Source organism: Massilia aquatica (assembly GCF_011682045.1).
Classification (GTDB): Bacteria; Pseudomonadota; Gammaproteobacteria; order Burkholderiales; family Burkholderiaceae_D; genus Telluria_A; species Telluria_A aquatica.
Genome location: NZ_VVIW01000004.1, coordinates 98,225 through 114,117, shown reverse-complemented (window position 1 = coordinate 114,117; position 15,893 = coordinate 98,225). Strand labels below are relative to the sequence as shown.

Below are 15,893 nucleotides of genomic sequence, written 5' to 3'. Positions count from 1 at the left end.
CGACCCCAGCATGACCAAATTCATTCTCGCCATCGACCAGGGCACCACCAGTTCGCGCGCGATCCTGTTCGACCGCGCCGGTCACATTCACGGCGCGGCGCAGCAGGAGTTCCGCCAGTTCTTCCCCCAGCCCGGCTGGGTCGAACACGACGCCAACGAGATCTGGCAGTCGCAACGCGCCGTCATCGACGAGGTCCTGCGCACCAACAAGGTGCCGGCCACCGACATCGCCGCCATCGGCATCACTAACCAGCGCGAAACGACCGTCCTCTGGGACCGCGCCACCGGCGAACCGGTGGCCCCGGCCATCGTCTGGCAGGACCGCCGCAGCACGCCCTGCTGCGAAGCCCTGCGCGCCGCCGGCCACGAAGCGCTGTTCCAGCAAAAAACCGGCCTGGTGCTGGACGCCTACTTCTCCGGCCCCAAACTCAAATGGCTGCTCGATAACGTGCCCGGCGCGCGCGCGCGTGCCGACAAGGGCGAACTGGCCTTCGGCACCGTCGACAGCTGGCTTATCTTCAAAATGAGCGGCAAGCACCTGACCGACCCCAGCAACGCCGCGCGCACCCTGATGTTCAACATCCATACGTCCACGTGGGACGATGAACTGCTGGCCCTGCTCGACATTCCCGCCGGCCTGCTGCCGGCAATCGTCCCCAGCAGCGGCGTGGCCGCCCATACCGATGCCAGCCTGTTCGGCGTGGCCCTGCCGATTGCCGGCATCGCCGGCGACCAGCAGGCCGCCACCTTCGGCCAGGCTTGCCACAGCCCCGGCATGGCCAAGAATACCTACGGCACCGGCTGCTTCATGCTGATGCACACCGGGCAGGTGGCCACGATGTCGCAAAACAAGCTGATCAGCACGATCGGCTGGTCGCTCCCGGGCCAGACCGCGAATCGGACTGACTACTTGCTCGAAGGCAGCGTCTTCATGGCCGGCGCCGCCATCCAGTGGCTGCGCGACGGCCTCGGCATCATCGAGCACGCCGACCAGGTCGAAGACCTGGCGCTGGCCGTGCCCGACAACGGCGGCGTGCTGTTCGTCCCCGCCTTTGCCGGCCTCGGCGCGCCGCACTGGGACGCCTACGCACGCGGGACCATGGTCGGCATGACGCGCGGCACCAACAAATCGCACATCGCGCGCGCCACCCTGGAAAGCATCGCCCTGCAAAGCGCCGACGTGCTCGACGCCATGCAGGCCGACGCCGCCATGCCGCTGACCCAGCTGCGGGTCGACGGCGGCTGCGCCCGCAACAACCTGCTGATGCAGTTCCAGGCAGATATCCTGGGCGTGCCGGTGGTGCGTCCGGTGGTGACCGAAACCACGGCCCTTGGCGCGGCCTTCCTGGCCGGGCTGGCGGTGGGCTTCTGGGCCTCGCAGGAAGAAATCGCCGCCCAGTGGCAGATGGAGCGCCGCTTCGATCCGGCCATGGCGGCGGACGAGCGGGTGCAGCGCATGGGCGAATGGCGGCGCGCGGTGGAGCGTTCGCGCGCCTGGAGCCAATAGGAAGCGCATCGCGTGCCGCTGCCGTTGGTCGCTTGTATAATGCACGCAGACAAACGGCAGCCCTACTATGACAAACAGCACACATTTCGGTTACAAAACGGTCTCCGAGGACGACAAGGTCCACGAAGTGGCCAAGGTGTTCCATTCGGTCGCATCCAAGTACGATGTGATGAACGACCTGATGTCGGGCGGCTTGCACCGGCTGTGGAAGACCTTCACCATCGCCAACGCGGGCGTGCGCCCCGGCTTCAAGGTGCTCGATATCGCCGGCGGCACGGGCGATTTGGCCAGGGCCTTCGCCAGACAGGCCGGCAAGACCGGCGAAGTCTGGCTCACCGACATCAACGAATCGATGCTGCGCGTCGGCCGCGACCGCTTGCTCGACAAGGGCCTGATCACGCCAACCCTGCTGTGCGATGCCGAAAAACTGCCGTTCCCCGACAATTACTTCGACCGGGTCAGCGTGGCCTTCGGCTTGCGCAACATGACCCACAAGGACCAGGCGCTGGCCGAAATGCGGCGCGTGCTCAAACCCGGCGGCAAGCTGCTGGTGCTGGAATTTTCCAAGGTCGCCGCTCCCCTGCAAAAGCCGTACGATGTGTATTCGTTCTCGGTGCTGCCGTGGCTGGGCCAGAAAATCGCCGGCGACGCCGACAGCTACCGCTACCTGGCCGAATCGATCCGCATGCATCCGGACCAGGAAACCCTCAAGACCATGATGGAAACGGCCGGCCTGGAGCGGGTCCAGTATTTCAATTTGACGGCCGGGGTGGCGGCGTTGCACACCGGTATCAAGTTCTAGGAACTGTACGATGAAAAAATTTGTTGCAAGCATGGTTTTTGCCTCGGCGCTGGCCGCCTCGGCACTGTCCGGCGTGGCCAGCGCGCAGCAGGCTCCGGCCGCTGCCGCCCCCGTCACCGCCCCGGCGTCCGAATTGCCGCCCACGGTCTACATCGGCGGCGCGGTCATGCTGTTCGGCCTGGCCGGTTTCTTCGCTTACCGCAGCAAACGCCGCAGCGACGCTGCCGCCAGGCCGGTGGCGGCCCCGGTCAGCGCCAAGCCGGCCATTCCGCCCGGGGTCGACACCGGCGCCTTGCTGCGCCAGGCCAAGGCCACCTTCATCCGCATGCAAAAGACCTGGGACAAGGCCGACGCCAACGACCTGCGCCAGTTCACCACGCCGCAGGTGTATGCCGAGCTGCAACCGCAAATGCAGGCGCCCGGCGCCAGCGTGACCGACGTGGTGGCGATCGAGTCCGAACTGCTGGGCGTGGAAACGGTTGGCGACAGTTACCGCGCCACGGTCCGCTTCAGCGGCCAGATCCGCACCGCGCCGGGCGCGGCGCCCGAAGCGCTGGCCGAGGTGTGGAATATGTCCAAGCCGGTCAAGGGCGGCGGCGACTGGAAGCTGGCCGGCATCGGGCAGCTTTCCTGATTATTCTTGCTCAAAGTAACAGTGCTGCGGGAAAAGTGCCCGCCGAACTGGTAAGATCAAAACCGCCTTGTTCCCCGGCGGTTTTGTTTTTTAAGCGTGCCCACATGTCACCACCGAACTCGTTTAGTCCCCAATTCTCGCTGATGGCGCCCGCCATCGCCGCAATCAACCATTTGCTGGCGCAGGAAGCGTGGGCCAGGGATGCACTGGCGCTGCACAGCGGCAAAGTCGCCTGCATCGACGCCAGCGGCATTGCGCTGCGCCTGCTGGTCACGCGCGACGGCATGGTCGAGGCCGCTCCCGCCGATACGGAAGAGGGCGCCAACGTCACCATCCGGATCAAGTTGGCCGACCTGCCGCTGATCGCGCAGAACCGCGACCGTGCCTTTTCTTATGTCAAGATCGAGGGCGACGCCGAGTTCGCCAACACAATTTCGCAACTGAGCAAGGGCTTGCGCTGGGAAGCCGAACACGACCTCGAACGGGTGGTCGGCCCGATCGCCGCCAACCGCCTCGCCGGCGGCGCCCGCAGCGTGCTCGACGGCGCGCGCGCCTTGCACGGCAAGGTGACCGAAAACCTGGCCGAGTACTTTCTCGAAGAGCAACCCCTGCTGGTGCGCCCGAGCGCCGTCGAGGCCTTCGGCGCCGACGTGAGCCGCCTGCGCGACGATGTTGAACGCGCCGCCAAGCGTCTCGCGCGGCTGGAACAAACGCTGGCGCCCGCGCGCGCCGCACCGGCTGCAATCAATGCAGTCGGGCAACAGAAACTGGATCATTAATGGTATTGAAATTCCTGCGCCTGCTGAAAATTCTCCGGGTCGCGGTCAAGTACGGCCTCGACGAAATCGCCATCTCGGGCCTGAAAGTGCCGCGCACGGCCAAGCTGATCGACAATGTGATCTTCTGGCGCGATATTTCCGCCCCGCGCGGGGTGCGCCTGCGCATGGCGCTGGAAGAACTGGGACCGATTTTCGTCAAGTTCGGCCAGGTGCTGTCGACCCGGCGCGACCTGATGCCGTTCGACATCGCCGACGAGCTGACCCATCTGCAAGACCGGGTGCCGCCGTTCAGCTCCGACCTGGCGATTGCCCAGATCACGCGCTCCTTGCGCGCCCATCCGGACGAATTGTTCGCCAGTTTCGACCGCACCCCGGTGGCGTCGGCCTCGATCGCCCAGGTCCACTTCGCCACCTTAAAAGATGGCAAGGAAGTCGCCGTCAAGGTGCTGCGCCCCGGCATGAAAAAATCGATCGATGAAGACGTGGCGCTGATGCACATCGCCGCCGAGTGGATCGGGCGCATCTGGGCCGACAGCAAGCGCCTGAAACCGCGCGAAGTGGTGGCCGAGTTCGACAAATACCTGCACGACGAACTCGACCTGATGCGCGAGGCCGCCAACGCCAGCCAGCTGCGCCGCAACTTCGCCGGCTCGAACCTGCTGATGGTGCCCGAGATGTACTGGGATTACTGCGCCAGCAGCGTGATCGTGATGGAACGCATGCACGGCATTCCGGTGTCCCAGATCGACCGCCTGGCGGCCGAGGGCGTGGACCTGAAAAAGCTCTCCAGCGACGGCGTCGAGATTTTCTTCACCCAGGTGTTCCGCGATGGCTTTTTCCACGCGGACATGCACCCAGGGAACATCCTGGTTTCGGTGGCGCCGGAAACCTTCGGCCGCTACATCGCGCTCGACTTCGGCATTGTCGGTACCCTGAACGACTTCGACAAAGATTACCTGTCGCAAAACTTCCTGGCCTTCTTCCGGCGCGACTACAAGCGCGTGGCCGAAGCCCACATCGAATCGGGCTGGGCCCCGCGTGAAACCCGCGTCGACGAGCTCGAATCGGCGGTGCGCGCCTGCTGCGAACCGATCTTCGACCGTCCGCTCAAGGATATTTCGTTCGGGCAAATCCTGCTGCGCCTGTTCCAGACCTCGCGCCGCTTCAATGTCGAAGTCCAGCCGCAATTGGTGCTGCTGCAAAAGACCCTGCTCAATATCGAAGGCCTGGGGCGCCAGCTCGACCCCGATCTCGACCTCTGGAAAACCGCCAAGCCTTACCTGGAACGCTGGATGGGCGAGCAGGTCGGGGTGCGCGGCATGGTCGAGCGCCTGAAAGCCGAGGCGCCGCGCTATACGCACATCCTGCCACAACTGCCGCGTCTGGTTCACCGCGCGCTGCAGCAAGCCGCCGAGCCATCCACCGTCAACCAGGACCTGCTCAAGCTGCTGGTGCTCGAACAGCAGCGCACCAACCGCCTGCTCTCGATGGCGCTGGGCGGCGCCGCCCTGATCGTGGCCGGCGCGACAGCCGTGCTGGCCTACGGACGCTGGACCCATCTGTTCTGATGTTCCCCTGAGATGAATGACTTCGCCAGCCGCGATCCGCAATCGCCCGCCTTCTGGGACGAACGCTTCGCGCGCGGCTTTACGCCCTGGGACCGGGGCGGGGTGCCGGCCGCGCTGCGCGCCTTCGTGGAGCGCTCCGCGCGCCCGCTGCGCACCCTGATTCCCGGCTGCGGCGCCGCCTACGAACTGGCCTACCTGTGCGAGGCCGGCTGGGACGCCACCGCGATCGACTTTGCGCCGGGCGCGGTGGCCACCGCCAAAGCGGCGCTGGGACCATGGAGCGCGCGCGTGCTGGAGGCCGATTTTTTCACCTACGCCCCGGAACAGGCACTGGACTTGATCTACGAGCGTGCCTTCCTGTGCGCCTTGCCGCGCGCCATGTGGCCGCAAGTGACGGCGCGCTGGGCCGAACTGCTGGCGCCGGGCGCCTTGCTGGCGGGATTTTTCTTTTTTGACGATGCGCCCAAGGGGCCGCCGTTCGGGATCAAGGAGGCTGCGCTCGATGCGCTGCTGACGCCGTCATTTCGCTGCGTGGAAGATGCTGCGGTGGAAGATTCGATTGCCGTGTTTGCCGGCAAGGAGCGCTGGAAAGTGTGGCAGCGCAAGTGAGCCGATCCCCTTGACAGGGAACGGCAGGGATGCACGCGCGGCGCGCATCCCGTCGTGAAGCGATTACTTCGATGCCGCCGGAGTGGCTGCCGCCGGTGCCGCAGGCGCTGCGCCGTGATCGTGGCCGTCGTTGGCCGCCGCTGGCACTTCCGCAGCCGCTGGCGCTGCCGGAGCGGCCGGCGCCGCCGATGGGGCGACACCCGACAAGACCGGCGTGGCCGGATTGGCCTTGATCTCGATCTTGGCGTCGGCCTTGAGCTTGTCGAGGTAGTTTTTCATGTTGCTGCGCTGTTGCTGCTGCTTGATCTGTTCCTTGACCTGCTCGAACGGCGGCGGTGCGATCGGACGCGAATCTTCCAGCATGATCACGTGGTAGCCGAACTGCGACTTGACCGGCTCTTCGGTGAACTTGCCTTTTTCCAGCTTGGCCACGGCCGCGCCGAACTCGGGCACCATGCTGGCCGGATTGAACCAACCCAGGTCGCCGCCGTTGACTTTCGAGCCCGGATCCATCGACTTTTCCTTGGCCAGGCCGGCGAAGGCCTTGGCATCTTTTTTCAGCTTGGCGACGATGGCTTTTGCATCAGCCTCTTCCTTGACCAGGATATGGCGCGCCTTGTATTCGATGCCGCCGGCCGAGGTGACCATCTTGTCGTAGTCGGCCTTGACCATGGCGTCGGTCACCGGATTGGCCTTGAGCCAGTCCTGGATGAAGGCGTTGGCCGTCATCGACTGCTTGATCAGTTCCAGCTGGCGCGTCACGTCGTCGCTCTTGTCCAGGCCCTTCTTGATGCCTTCGTTGGCCACCAGGGTCTGCATGGTCAGGTTGTCGATGATCGCCTTGCGCAGTTCCGGGGTGTCCGGCTGGCCCTGGGCGGTGCGTTCCTTGACCATCATCTCGACCGTGGCGGTCGAAATCGGGGTGCCGTTGACGGTGGCGGCTACGCCGACCGCAGGCGCGGCGGTCGAGGCCGCCGGTGTTGCAGCCGGCGCGCCCGCTGGCTTGGTCGCATCTTTTGGGCCGCAGGCGGCCAGAGCCAGCGCCGAGGCAGCGCCGATGAGCAGAACACGAGACTTAATCAACATCGTTCAATTTCCTTTTTCAAGTTAGCCCGGCGCATGCCGCGCAGCAGGCACGCATCTTACCATCCCCGTGGCTGGGCATTTATGCTTGCGATCTTGAAAAAAGCTTATAATTCAGGGTTTTGACGATTTTTGCGGAGTATTCAATGCCGATTTACGCCTACCGCTGCGATGAATGCGGTTTTGCCAAGGATGTATTGCAGAAGATCTCCGACCCGGTGTTGACGGTCTGTCTGTCCTGTGGCAAGCCTTCTTTCAAGAAGCAATTAACCGCCGCCGGCTTCCAGCTCAAGGGAACCGGCTGGTACGCCACCGATTTCCGCGGCGGCGCCGCGCCTTCCACCGGGACCGCCAGCGGTCCGGCCGAGGGTGGCGCAGCCACGTCCGCGGCGCCCGCAGCTCCTGCGGCCGAGTCATCCGCGCCGGCGGCCCCGGCCAAGCCGGCGGCCACCCCCGGCAGCGGCACGACCTGAGCCAAGGGACGCCGCGCGCGTCCCGCCAATCACCGAGAGCCGAATGCGTAAATATTTCATTACCGGATTGCTGGTCCTGGTCCCGCTGGCGATCACCCTGTGGGTCCTGAACCTGGTCATCAGCACCATGGACCAGTCGCTGCTGCTGGTGCCCGAGCGCTGGCAGCCGCACACCCTGTTCGGGCGCGAGATTCCCGGCCTGGGCACGATCCTGACGATCGCCATCGTGTTCCTGACCGGCCTGCTGGCCAATAACCTGGTCGGCAACTACCTGGTGCGCCTGTGGGAACGCCTGCTGCACCGCATTCCCGTGGTCAGCTCGCTCTACGGCAGCGTCAAGCAAGTCTCGGACACCCTGTTTTCCTCGTCCGGCAACGCCTTTCGCAAGGCCGTGCTGCTGCCGTATCCGCATGCCGAGTGCTGGACCATCGGCTTTCTGACCGGGGTGCCGGGCGGCGACGTCAGGAACCACCTGGTGGGCGACTTCGTCAGCGTGTACGTGCCGACCACGCCCAACCCGACCTCCGGCTTTTTCCTGATGATGGAACGCAGCAAGGTCGTCGAACTCGACATGACCGTCGACGCGGCCCTCAAATACATCGTCTCGATGGGCGTCGTCGCCCCCGAGCATTTGCCAACCAAAGAGTAAGCGTGCGGTTGTTGCCGCGCCCCTTGAATAACCAACCTAGACTGAAAACACTATGTCCTCCATGCGTACAAACTACTGCGGCCTTGTCACTGAAGAACTGCTGGGCCAAACCGTCAGCCTGTGCGGCTGGGTGCACCGCCGCCGCGACCACGGCTCGCTGATTTTCATCGACCTGCGCGACCGCGAAGGCCTGGTCCAGGTAGTCTGCAATCCGGAGCAGGCGGAGATGTTCAAGGTCGCCGAAGCGGTGCGTAACGAATACTGCCTGCGCGTGACCGGTGTGGTCACCGCCCGTATCGGCAACACGGCCAACAGCAACCTCAAGTCGGGCAAGATCGAAATCGTCGCCAGCGCCGTCGAAGTGCTCAACGCCTCGGTGCCGGTGCCGTTCCAGCTGGACGACGACAACCTGTCGGAAACGACCCGCCTGACCCACCGCGTGCTCGACCTGCGCCGTCCGCAGATGCAGAACAACCTGCGCCTGCGCTACAAGGTGACGATGGAAGTGCGCAAGTACCTCGACAACCTCGGCTTCATCGATATCGAAACGCCGATGCTGACCAAGTCGACCCCGGAAGGCGCGCGCGACTACCTGGTGCCGTCGCGCGTGAACGCCGGCAGCTTCTTCGCGCTGCCGCAGTCGCCGCAGCTGTTCAAGCAGCTGCTGATGGTCGCCAACTTCGACCGTTATTACCAGATCACCAAGTGCTTCCGCGACGAAGACCTGCGCGCCGACCGCCAGCCGGAATTTACCCAGATCGACTGCGAAACCTCGTTCCTGACCGAACAGGAAATCCGCGACCTGTTCGAAGACATGATCCGCATCGTCTTCAAGAACACGCTCGACATCGACCTGCCGAACCCGTTCCCTGTCATGGACTTCGCCACCGCGATGGGCCTGTACGGTTCGGACAAGCCGGACATGCGCGTGAAGATGGAGTTCACCGACCTGACCGAAGTGATGAAAGACGTCGACTTCAAGGTCTTCTCGGGTGCCGCCAACATGGTTGGCGGCCGCGTGGTCGGCCTGCGCGTGCCGCAGGGCGGCGCCATGCCGCGTTCGGAAATCGACGCGTACACCCAGTTCGTCGCCATCTACGGCGCCAAGGGCCTCGCTTACATCAAGGTCAACGAAAAAGCCAAGGGCGCGGAAGGTCTGCAGTCGCCGATCGTCAAGAACCTGCACGCCGACGCACTGGCCAAGATCATCGAGCAAACCGGCGCGCAAGACGGCGACCTGATTTTCTTCGGTGCCGACAAGGCCAAGGTCGTCAACGACGCCATCGGCGCGCTGCGCGTGAAAATCGGCCACTCGGACTTCGGCAAGAAAGCCGGCCTGTTCGACGATGTGTGGAAGCCGCTGTGGGTGGTCGACTTCCCGATGTTCGACTACGACGAAGAATCGGATCGCTGGACCGCGACCCACCATCCGTTCACGGCGCCGAAAGACGGCCACGAAGACATGTTGGAGACCAACCCTGGCGCGTGTATCGCCAAGGCCTACGACATGGTCTTGAACGGTTGGGAACTGGGCGGCGGTTCGATCCGTATCCACCGTGAAGAAGTGCAGAGCAAGGTGTTCCGCGCTTTGAAGATCGATGCCGAAGAAGCCCAGCTCAAATTCGGCTTCCTGCTCGACGCGCTGCAATACGGCGCGCCGCCGCACGGTGGCCTGGCTTTCGGCCTGGACCGCATCGTGACGATGATGACCGGATCGGACTCGATCCGTGACGTGATCGCCTTCCCGAAAACCCAGCGCGCCCAGTGCCTGCTGACCAACGCCCCGTCTGAAGTCGACGAGAAGCAACTGCGCGAACTGCACATCCGCTTGCGCAACGCCGAACCGAAGATCGTTTAAACTGAAAAGCACGGTTCGCCGTGCTTTTTTTTGGTCCCGATCCTGGCCCTGGTCTTCATTACGATTCATGCCCATAAAAATCCCGGAATCTGTCCTCGTCGTCATCCACACGCCCGCGCTCGAGGTGCTGCTCATCGAGCGCGCCGACAAGCCGGGATTCTGGCAGTCCGTCACCGGTTCGCTCGACGCGCCCGATGAACCGCTGCCCGCTACCGCCGCGCGCGAACTGTTCGAGGAAACCGGCATCGTGGCCGATGGCGAGCGCATTGCGCTGTGCGACTGGCATCTGTCGAATATTTATGAAATCTATCCGGTCTGGCGCCACCGCTACGCGCCCGGCGTGACTCACAACACCGAGCACGTCTTCAGCGTGTGCGTGCCGCGCGAGACGCCCATTGTGCTGAGCCCGCGCGAGCATTTGCGGCATCTCTGGCTGCCCCATGTCGAGGCAGCCGACCGCTGTTTTTCAGCGTCCAACGCGGAAGCGATTTTGCAGCTGCCGCGCCGGATGAACGAAGCGGCCTGAGCGGCAGGGCAGCGTCGCCTGCGCCTTATGCGAGCGGCGTGGCGTGGCCGATCAGCGCTACATCGACTTGGGCCGACGGTGTCTCCAGCCACGCCGCGCTGGCCGGGACCGGCGTGGTATCGGCCAGCAGCTCGGCTTTGATGCGCGCCAGATCCCAGCTCACGCCATCGGCGAAGGAGATTTTTTGCAGTGGGTTGAACATTGGCGCCACTTCCAGCTCCATGAAGTTCTTGACCAGGATCTGGTCGCTGGTGCCCGCGATTTTGATGAGCAGCGATCCATCGGTCGTACTCAAGTCCAGGTCACTGCCCGTTATGCCAATACCGAACGCCAGTGTGTCGAAACTGTTCAGGCTGCTGCCGGCAAACCGCTCGATGCTGAGATTGAAGGGGAGAATGATGTCCTGGCCATCACCCCTGCCGAATACATAGGTGTCATTACCAAAGCCTCCTTCCAGCGTATCGTTTCCGATGCCGCCTTCAAGCGTGTCGCCGCCTTCCCTGCCGTTGAGGTTGTCGTTACCGGCTTGGCCGGTAATCGTGTTGGCAGCGGTTGTGCCATTAACTGAGTCATCGATCTCCGTTCCTGCAAAGAGTTTGGCCTGAATGTAGTCAAGATTCCAGACTGTACCGTTAGCAAACGTGATTTTCTGCAGAGGATTGCGTTCGTTAATCGGATTGTCTTTGTATAGAAACGCGCTTGAGGTAACGATGCCGCCGTCTTTGATCGTGATGTCAAGCCAGCTTCCCGAGGCCGACAGATAGATGTCGGCCGGGACAATGCCGGCTTTGAATTGCAGCGTATTAAGCGCTCCGGCTTCTTCATAGGCGTTGGAACTAATTCTATCGTAGCCGTCTTCCTTGCCATAAATATACGTGTCGTCACCAAGCCCGCCATTGAGCCAATCGACGCCCGCGCCGCCTTCCAGCGTGTCGTTGCCATCCCATCCATTGAGGAAGTCGGCGCTACCGCCCTGGCCGTACATGCGGTCGTTGCCGTTAGTGCCCTCGAGGTCGTCGCGGCCATCGGTTCCTGCAAACAGCGTTGCCTTGATCGCCTCCACGTCCCAGCTGCTACCGTCGGCAAACAGGAATTTCTGCAGCGGGTGTGCGAAGGTAGTGGCATCGCCCCATCCAGCGAAATTATCGACCGCCAACTGATCCTCGCTTCCCTTGATCGTGATGATCAATGTGCGCTGCTTTGTCGTCAGTTCGATGTCAGTGGGTAATACTCCGGCCTTGAATGCGAGCGTGTCGATCATGCTGTCTTGACGATCGTATGTGGTGATGCTGTCTGCGCCATCGCCTTTTCCGAACAGATAGGTGTCGCTGCCCTCGCCGCCATCGAGGGTATCCTTGCCGGTACCGCCATCGAGAACGTCGTTACCTGCATCGCCGCGCAGCATATCATTTCCGTTGCCCCCAAACAGGCTATCGTTTCCTGCTTTCCCGCGCAACGTGTCGGCGCCGTCCAGGCCGTCGATCCTGTCGTTCAGGTAGGTGCCGTTACGCGTATCTGCGCCTGTCGTACCGGCGTACAGCGCCGCGGTAATCGCGGTCAGATCCCATGTGGTGCCATTGGCAAAGATGATCTGTTGCAGGGGATTTGCCGTGTTGCTTGTGCTGTCGCCGTAGAGAAAGCCGTCGACCCGAAACTGGTCGCTCGTGCCGTTTATATTGATGAGCAAGGAGGTGCCGCTCATGTCGAATGCGATATCGGCCGGCAGCACGCCAGCCTTGAAGCGCAGGGTGTTGATCTCGCCGAGCAGGCGCACGCCGTTGTCGAACACGATATCGCGCCCGTCGCCGCGGCCGAAGAGGTAGGTATCGTTGCCGCGGCCGCCATCGATGGTGTCGTTGCCGGCACCGCCGTCGAGGATGTCATTGCCACCCAGTCCGGTCAGTTTGTCGGCCCCGGCCAGGCCGTCGAGTGTGTCGTCGGTGTCGCTGCCGGTAAGGATATCGTTGCCCGCAGTGCCGAGGTAGGCTGCGGCGGTGACGGAAAGAAGGGCGTCGCGCGTGTTGGTATGCATGTGATTTTCTGGGTTATTGTTGAACTTGCCGATATGGCTATCTACATTGTCAATTTCGAGAAACTTGACTTTAAGATAATATCACTCCGGAATTAATTCGAAATGAAATCTTAACATTTGAATAATTTGAAGGAATGCGATCCGACCGGCATGCCGGGTGCCGGCCGGATCGGCGCTCCCGCGACTGCGCGCAGGATGCGCCAGCGGAAACTGAGGGCAGGGCGCCGGCCAGTTGCCCGCTTTCTGCCAGGCTTACATCACGAGCGGCACGGCGATGCCGACCAGGCCGATGTCCAGTTCGGGCGCCGCCATGCTGGCGAACGACACCGACGCCGATGCCGGCGTGCTGTCGGCCAGCAATTCGGCGTTGATCCTGGCCATATCCCAGCTCACGCCATCGGCGAAGGTGATCTCTTGCAGCGGATTGGCCGGATTCGGCGTGCCCGCTTGCGACAGGAAGTTGACGACCGTCAGCTGGTCGGTGCCGCCCGCAATCCTGATCACCAGGCTGGTGCCCGACTTGCCCAGTTGCAGATCGGCGCCGGCGATGCCGGCGTCGAATTGCAGGGTGTCGATGTCGCCCAGTGGCGTGCTGTTGTTCCCGGACAGGATGTCCTGGCCATCGCCCTTGCCGAACAGGTAAGTGTCGTTGCCGCTGCCACCGATGAGCTGGTCGTCGCCAGCGCCGCCCCGGATCGTGTCGTTGCCGGCCTTGCCGTCGATCGCATCGTTGCCGCCTTGGCCGCTGATAAGGTCGGCCTTGATGGTGCCTCGGATCTCCTCAGCCCCGTTGGTACCGGCGTACAGTACGCTTTCCATCTTGGCCAGGTTCCATACGGTGCCGTCGGCAAAGCGAATTTCTTGCAGCGGGTTACCGTCGTTGGCGGTATGGTCCTGGGCCAGGAAACTCCCGACCCGGACCTGATCGCTGCCGCCGGCGATCTTGATGAGCAGATTGTCGTACGACGTTGCCAGCGTGATGTCGGCTGGTGCAATGCCCGCCTTGAACTGCAGTACGTCGACCTTGCCAAGGGAATAATCGTAGGTAGGCATCAAGGTATCGGCGCCATCGCCGCGGCCGAACAGATAGGTATCGCTGTCGCCACCGCCTTTGATCGTGTCGTTGCCCAAACCGCCATCGATGGTATCGTTGCCGGCGTTGCCTTCCAGGAAGTCATCCCCGCCCAAACCGAACATGATATTGGCATTCGCGGTGCCCGCTACGCGGTCCGCGCCGGCGCTGCCGCCGTACAACTGCGATTCGATCTTGGCCAGGTCCCATGTGGTGCCGTCGGCAAAGCGGATCTGCCGCAGTGCATTGATGGCGGTGCTGGTATCGTAATTGGGCATGAATTGCTCGACCTTCACCTGGTCGGCGCTGCCCTTGATCTTGACCAGCAGCGCGCTGTAGGGCGATGCTTCGAGCAGCACGTCGCCCGGCAGCACGCCTTGCTTGAACTGCAGCGTGTCGACGCCGCCGCCGTTGTAGACGGTGATGTCGTCCTGGCCATCGCCTTTGCCGAACAGGAAGGTATCGTCGCCGGCACCGCCGTTGAGGGTGTCGTTGCCGCTCCCGCCATCAAGCGTGTCGTTGCCGCCGCGGCCCTCGAGCTTGTCGGCGCCACCGAGCCCATTGATCAGGTCGGCGCCGCTGGTGCCGCCGATGGTGTCGTTGGCGTCGCTGGTGGCGTTCAGCTTGGCGACGATCGTCGCGGCATCCCACGCCGTGCCGTCGTCGAAGCGGATTTGCTGCAGCGGATTGAAGGAATTGCCGATATCGTCGCCATTGAGGAAAAAGCTGACCGTCACCTTGTCGGTGCTTCCCTTGATGCTAACGATCAGGTCGGACAGGTAGCGGCTGAGGGCCACGTCGCCAGCGGCGATGCCAGCCTTCAATTGCAGGGTATTGAGCTTGCCTGGCGTGGCATCGTCCGTCACGCGAATCTCATCCTGTCCGTCGCCTTTGCCGAACAGATAGGTGTCGTTGCCGAGGCCGCCATGAATGATGTCATTGCCCAGGCCGCCATCGATGGTGTCGTCGCCGCCTTTGCCGTCGATCCAGTCGTTGCCGCCCTGGCCGGTGATCAGCTCGCCTTTGACGGTGCCTTCGAGGCGGTCGGCATCCTTGGTTCCCGTATACAGGGCAGCTTGCATGGCGTCCAGGTTCCAGGTCGTCCCGTCGGCAAATTTGACTTCCTGCACTGGATTGTAGGGCAAGGACGGGTCGTTCTGGTTCAGGAAACCCTCGATTGTCACCTGGTCGGGACTATCCTTGAGCTTGAACACCATGCCGCCGTAGCCAGCCGGACCGGCGGTAACGATGACGTCACCCGGCAAGACGCCCTCCTTGAACTGGAGCGTGCCCAGGCGGCCGGTTTGAAAGGTCATGCCCATCGAGATGGTGTCCTGGCCGTCGCCTTTGCCGAACAGATACACGTCCTTGCCGAAGCCACCCGTGAGGCTGTCGTTACCAGCGCCGCCGTCGAGCGTGTCGTTGCCATCGTCGCCATACAGTTTGTCGTTGCCGCTGTTGCCCAGCAACAGATCGTTATCGCGCCCGCCTTCCAGGTGGTCGTTGTCCGCGCCGCCATCGAGCGAGTCGTTTCCGACAGCGCCAATCAGCCGGTCATCGCCGGCGCCGCCGTCGAGCTTATCGGCGCCGTCGTCGCCCGACAGGCTGTCGTTGCCGGTGGCGCCGGACAATTCGTCGTTGCCGAGGCCGCCGATCAGGGTGTCGGCGCCGGCGCCGCCGTCGATGGTGTCGTTGCCAGCTTTGCCGTCGAGCAGATCATTGCCGCCCAGGCCGGTGATGGTGTCGCCCAGATAGGTGCCGGCGCGCACGTCGGCACTGGCGGTGCCGGCATACAACTTGCGCTCGATCTCGGGAAGATTCCATGTATTGCCATCGGCGAAGATCATCTGTTGCAGCGGATTGGCGCTGTTGGCGGTGTTGTTTCCGTACAAGAAACCGTCGACCCGGAACTGGTCGCTGGTACCGGCGATGTTGATCAGCAGGGAAGTGCCGCTCATGTCGAACACCAGGTCCGACGGCAGCACGCTTTCCTTCAGGCGCAGGGTATTGACTTCGGTCAGCGGGCGCACATCGTTCATGTAGACGATGTCACGCCCGTCGCCGCGGCCGAACAGGTAGCTGTCGTTGCCCAGGCCGCCGTTGAGGACGTCGTTGCCGGCCAGGCCGTCGAGCACGTCATCGCTTGCGCCGCCGTTGAGTGTATCGTTGCCGCTTGTACCGTTGACAGAGGTGGTGAGGTTGTTGATTGCAGTATTGCTCGTGATCAGGGGCATGGTCTCTTTCTGGCAGTGGGGAAGGGTGCCGATTCGCTATCTACTTGCATGCGCAGTGTCAGCGTGA

General features: G+C 63.1%; 13 protein-coding genes. 10 read left to right on the top strand and 3 right to left on the bottom strand.

Annotation, left to right across the window (positions count from 1 at the left end; translation table 11 throughout):
- Window positions 1–10 precede the first annotated feature (10 nt).
- The 6 genes from glpK (at window position 11) to F1609_RS09020 (ending at window position 5,899) form a co-directional block, all read left to right on the top strand.
- Window positions 11–1,507 carry a glycerol kinase GlpK gene (glpK, locus tag F1609_RS09045; protein ID WP_167076151.1) on the top strand — a complete coding sequence of 499 codons (1,497 nt, stop codon included), beginning with the start codon at window positions 11–13 and terminating at the stop codon, window positions 1,505–1,507.
- A gap of 67 nt (window positions 1,508–1,574) precedes the next feature.
- Window positions 1,575–2,309 carry a bifunctional demethylmenaquinone methyltransferase/2-methoxy-6-polyprenyl-1,4-benzoquinol methylase UbiE gene (gene ubiE, locus F1609_RS09040; protein WP_167076150.1) on the top strand — a complete coding sequence of 245 codons (735 nt, stop codon included), beginning with the start codon at window positions 1,575–1,577 and terminating at the stop codon, window positions 2,307–2,309.
- A 10-nt stretch (window positions 2,310–2,319) separates the two neighbouring features.
- Window positions 2,320–2,943 carry a Tim44 domain-containing protein gene (locus tag F1609_RS09035; RefSeq protein WP_167076149.1) on the top strand — a complete coding sequence of 208 codons (624 nt, stop codon included), beginning with the start codon at window positions 2,320–2,322 and terminating at the stop codon, window positions 2,941–2,943.
- 104 nt (window positions 2,944–3,047) lie between these two features.
- Window positions 3,048–3,722, top strand: coding sequence for a ubiquinone biosynthesis accessory factor UbiJ (locus F1609_RS09030; RefSeq protein ID WP_167076148.1), 675 nt, complete (start codon window positions 3,048–3,050; stop codon window positions 3,720–3,722).
- Window positions 3,722–5,290 carry a ubiquinone biosynthesis regulatory protein kinase UbiB gene (ubiB, locus tag F1609_RS09025; protein WP_229421761.1) on the top strand — a complete coding sequence of 523 codons (1,569 nt, stop codon included), beginning with the start codon at window positions 3,722–3,724 and terminating at the stop codon, window positions 5,288–5,290. The genes F1609_RS09030 and ubiB overlap by 1 nt, the downstream gene beginning before the upstream one ends.
- Window positions 5,291–5,302: 12 nt before the next feature.
- Entirely contained in the window at window positions 5,303–5,899 is a 597-nt protein-coding gene (locus F1609_RS09020) for a methyltransferase (RefSeq protein WP_167076147.1), read from the top strand.
- Between the two features lie 63 nt (window positions 5,900–5,962).
- Here the strand turns inward: F1609_RS09020 and F1609_RS09015 are convergent, their stop codons facing one another.
- Window positions 5,963–6,985: a peptidylprolyl isomerase gene (locus F1609_RS09015; RefSeq protein ID WP_167076146.1), complete on the bottom strand. Its 1,023-nt coding sequence runs from the start codon at window positions 6,983–6,985 to the stop codon at window positions 5,963–5,965.
- Between the two features lie 143 nt (window positions 6,986–7,128).
- Between F1609_RS09015 and F1609_RS09010 the strand changes: the two genes are divergently transcribed.
- The 4 genes from F1609_RS09010 to nudB all read left to right on the top strand — a co-directional run bounded on the left by F1609_RS09010 (window position 7,129) and on the right by nudB (window position 10,488).
- Window positions 7,129–7,455: an FmdB family zinc ribbon protein gene (locus F1609_RS09010; protein WP_167076145.1), complete on the top strand. Its 327-nt coding sequence runs from the start codon at window positions 7,129–7,131 to the stop codon at window positions 7,453–7,455.
- A gap of 43 nt (window positions 7,456–7,498) precedes the next feature.
- Complete coding sequence (locus F1609_RS09005; RefSeq protein WP_167076144.1) at window positions 7,499–8,104, top strand: DUF502 domain-containing protein; 606 nt, start codon at window positions 7,499–7,501, stop codon at window positions 8,102–8,104.
- Between the two features lie 61 nt (window positions 8,105–8,165).
- Window positions 8,166–9,962: an aspartate--tRNA ligase gene (aspS, locus tag F1609_RS09000; protein ID WP_187362980.1), complete on the top strand. Its 1,797-nt coding sequence runs from the start codon at window positions 8,166–8,168 to the stop codon at window positions 9,960–9,962.
- Between the two features lie 67 nt (window positions 9,963–10,029).
- A complete protein-coding gene (nudB, locus tag F1609_RS08995; protein WP_167076142.1) occupies window positions 10,030–10,488 on the top strand; it encodes a dihydroneopterin triphosphate diphosphatase in 459 nt (152 codons plus the stop codon).
- Window positions 10,489–10,513: 25 nt separating this feature from the next.
- On the opposite strand, the gene F1609_RS08990 is transcribed toward nudB, so the two are convergent.
- Window positions 10,514–12,520 (bottom strand): calcium-binding protein, encoded by a 2,007-nt coding sequence (locus F1609_RS08990; protein ID WP_167076141.1) that lies wholly within the window; start codon window positions 12,518–12,520, stop codon window positions 10,514–10,516.
- Window positions 12,521–12,772: 252 nt separating this feature from the next.
- The gene (locus tag F1609_RS34500; protein ID WP_267876779.1) at window positions 12,773–15,826 is read right to left on the bottom strand and encodes a calcium-binding protein; all 3,054 of its coding nucleotides are present in this window, start codon (window positions 15,824–15,826) and stop codon (window positions 12,773–12,775) included.
- Between the last annotated feature and the right edge of the window lie 67 nt (window positions 15,827–15,893).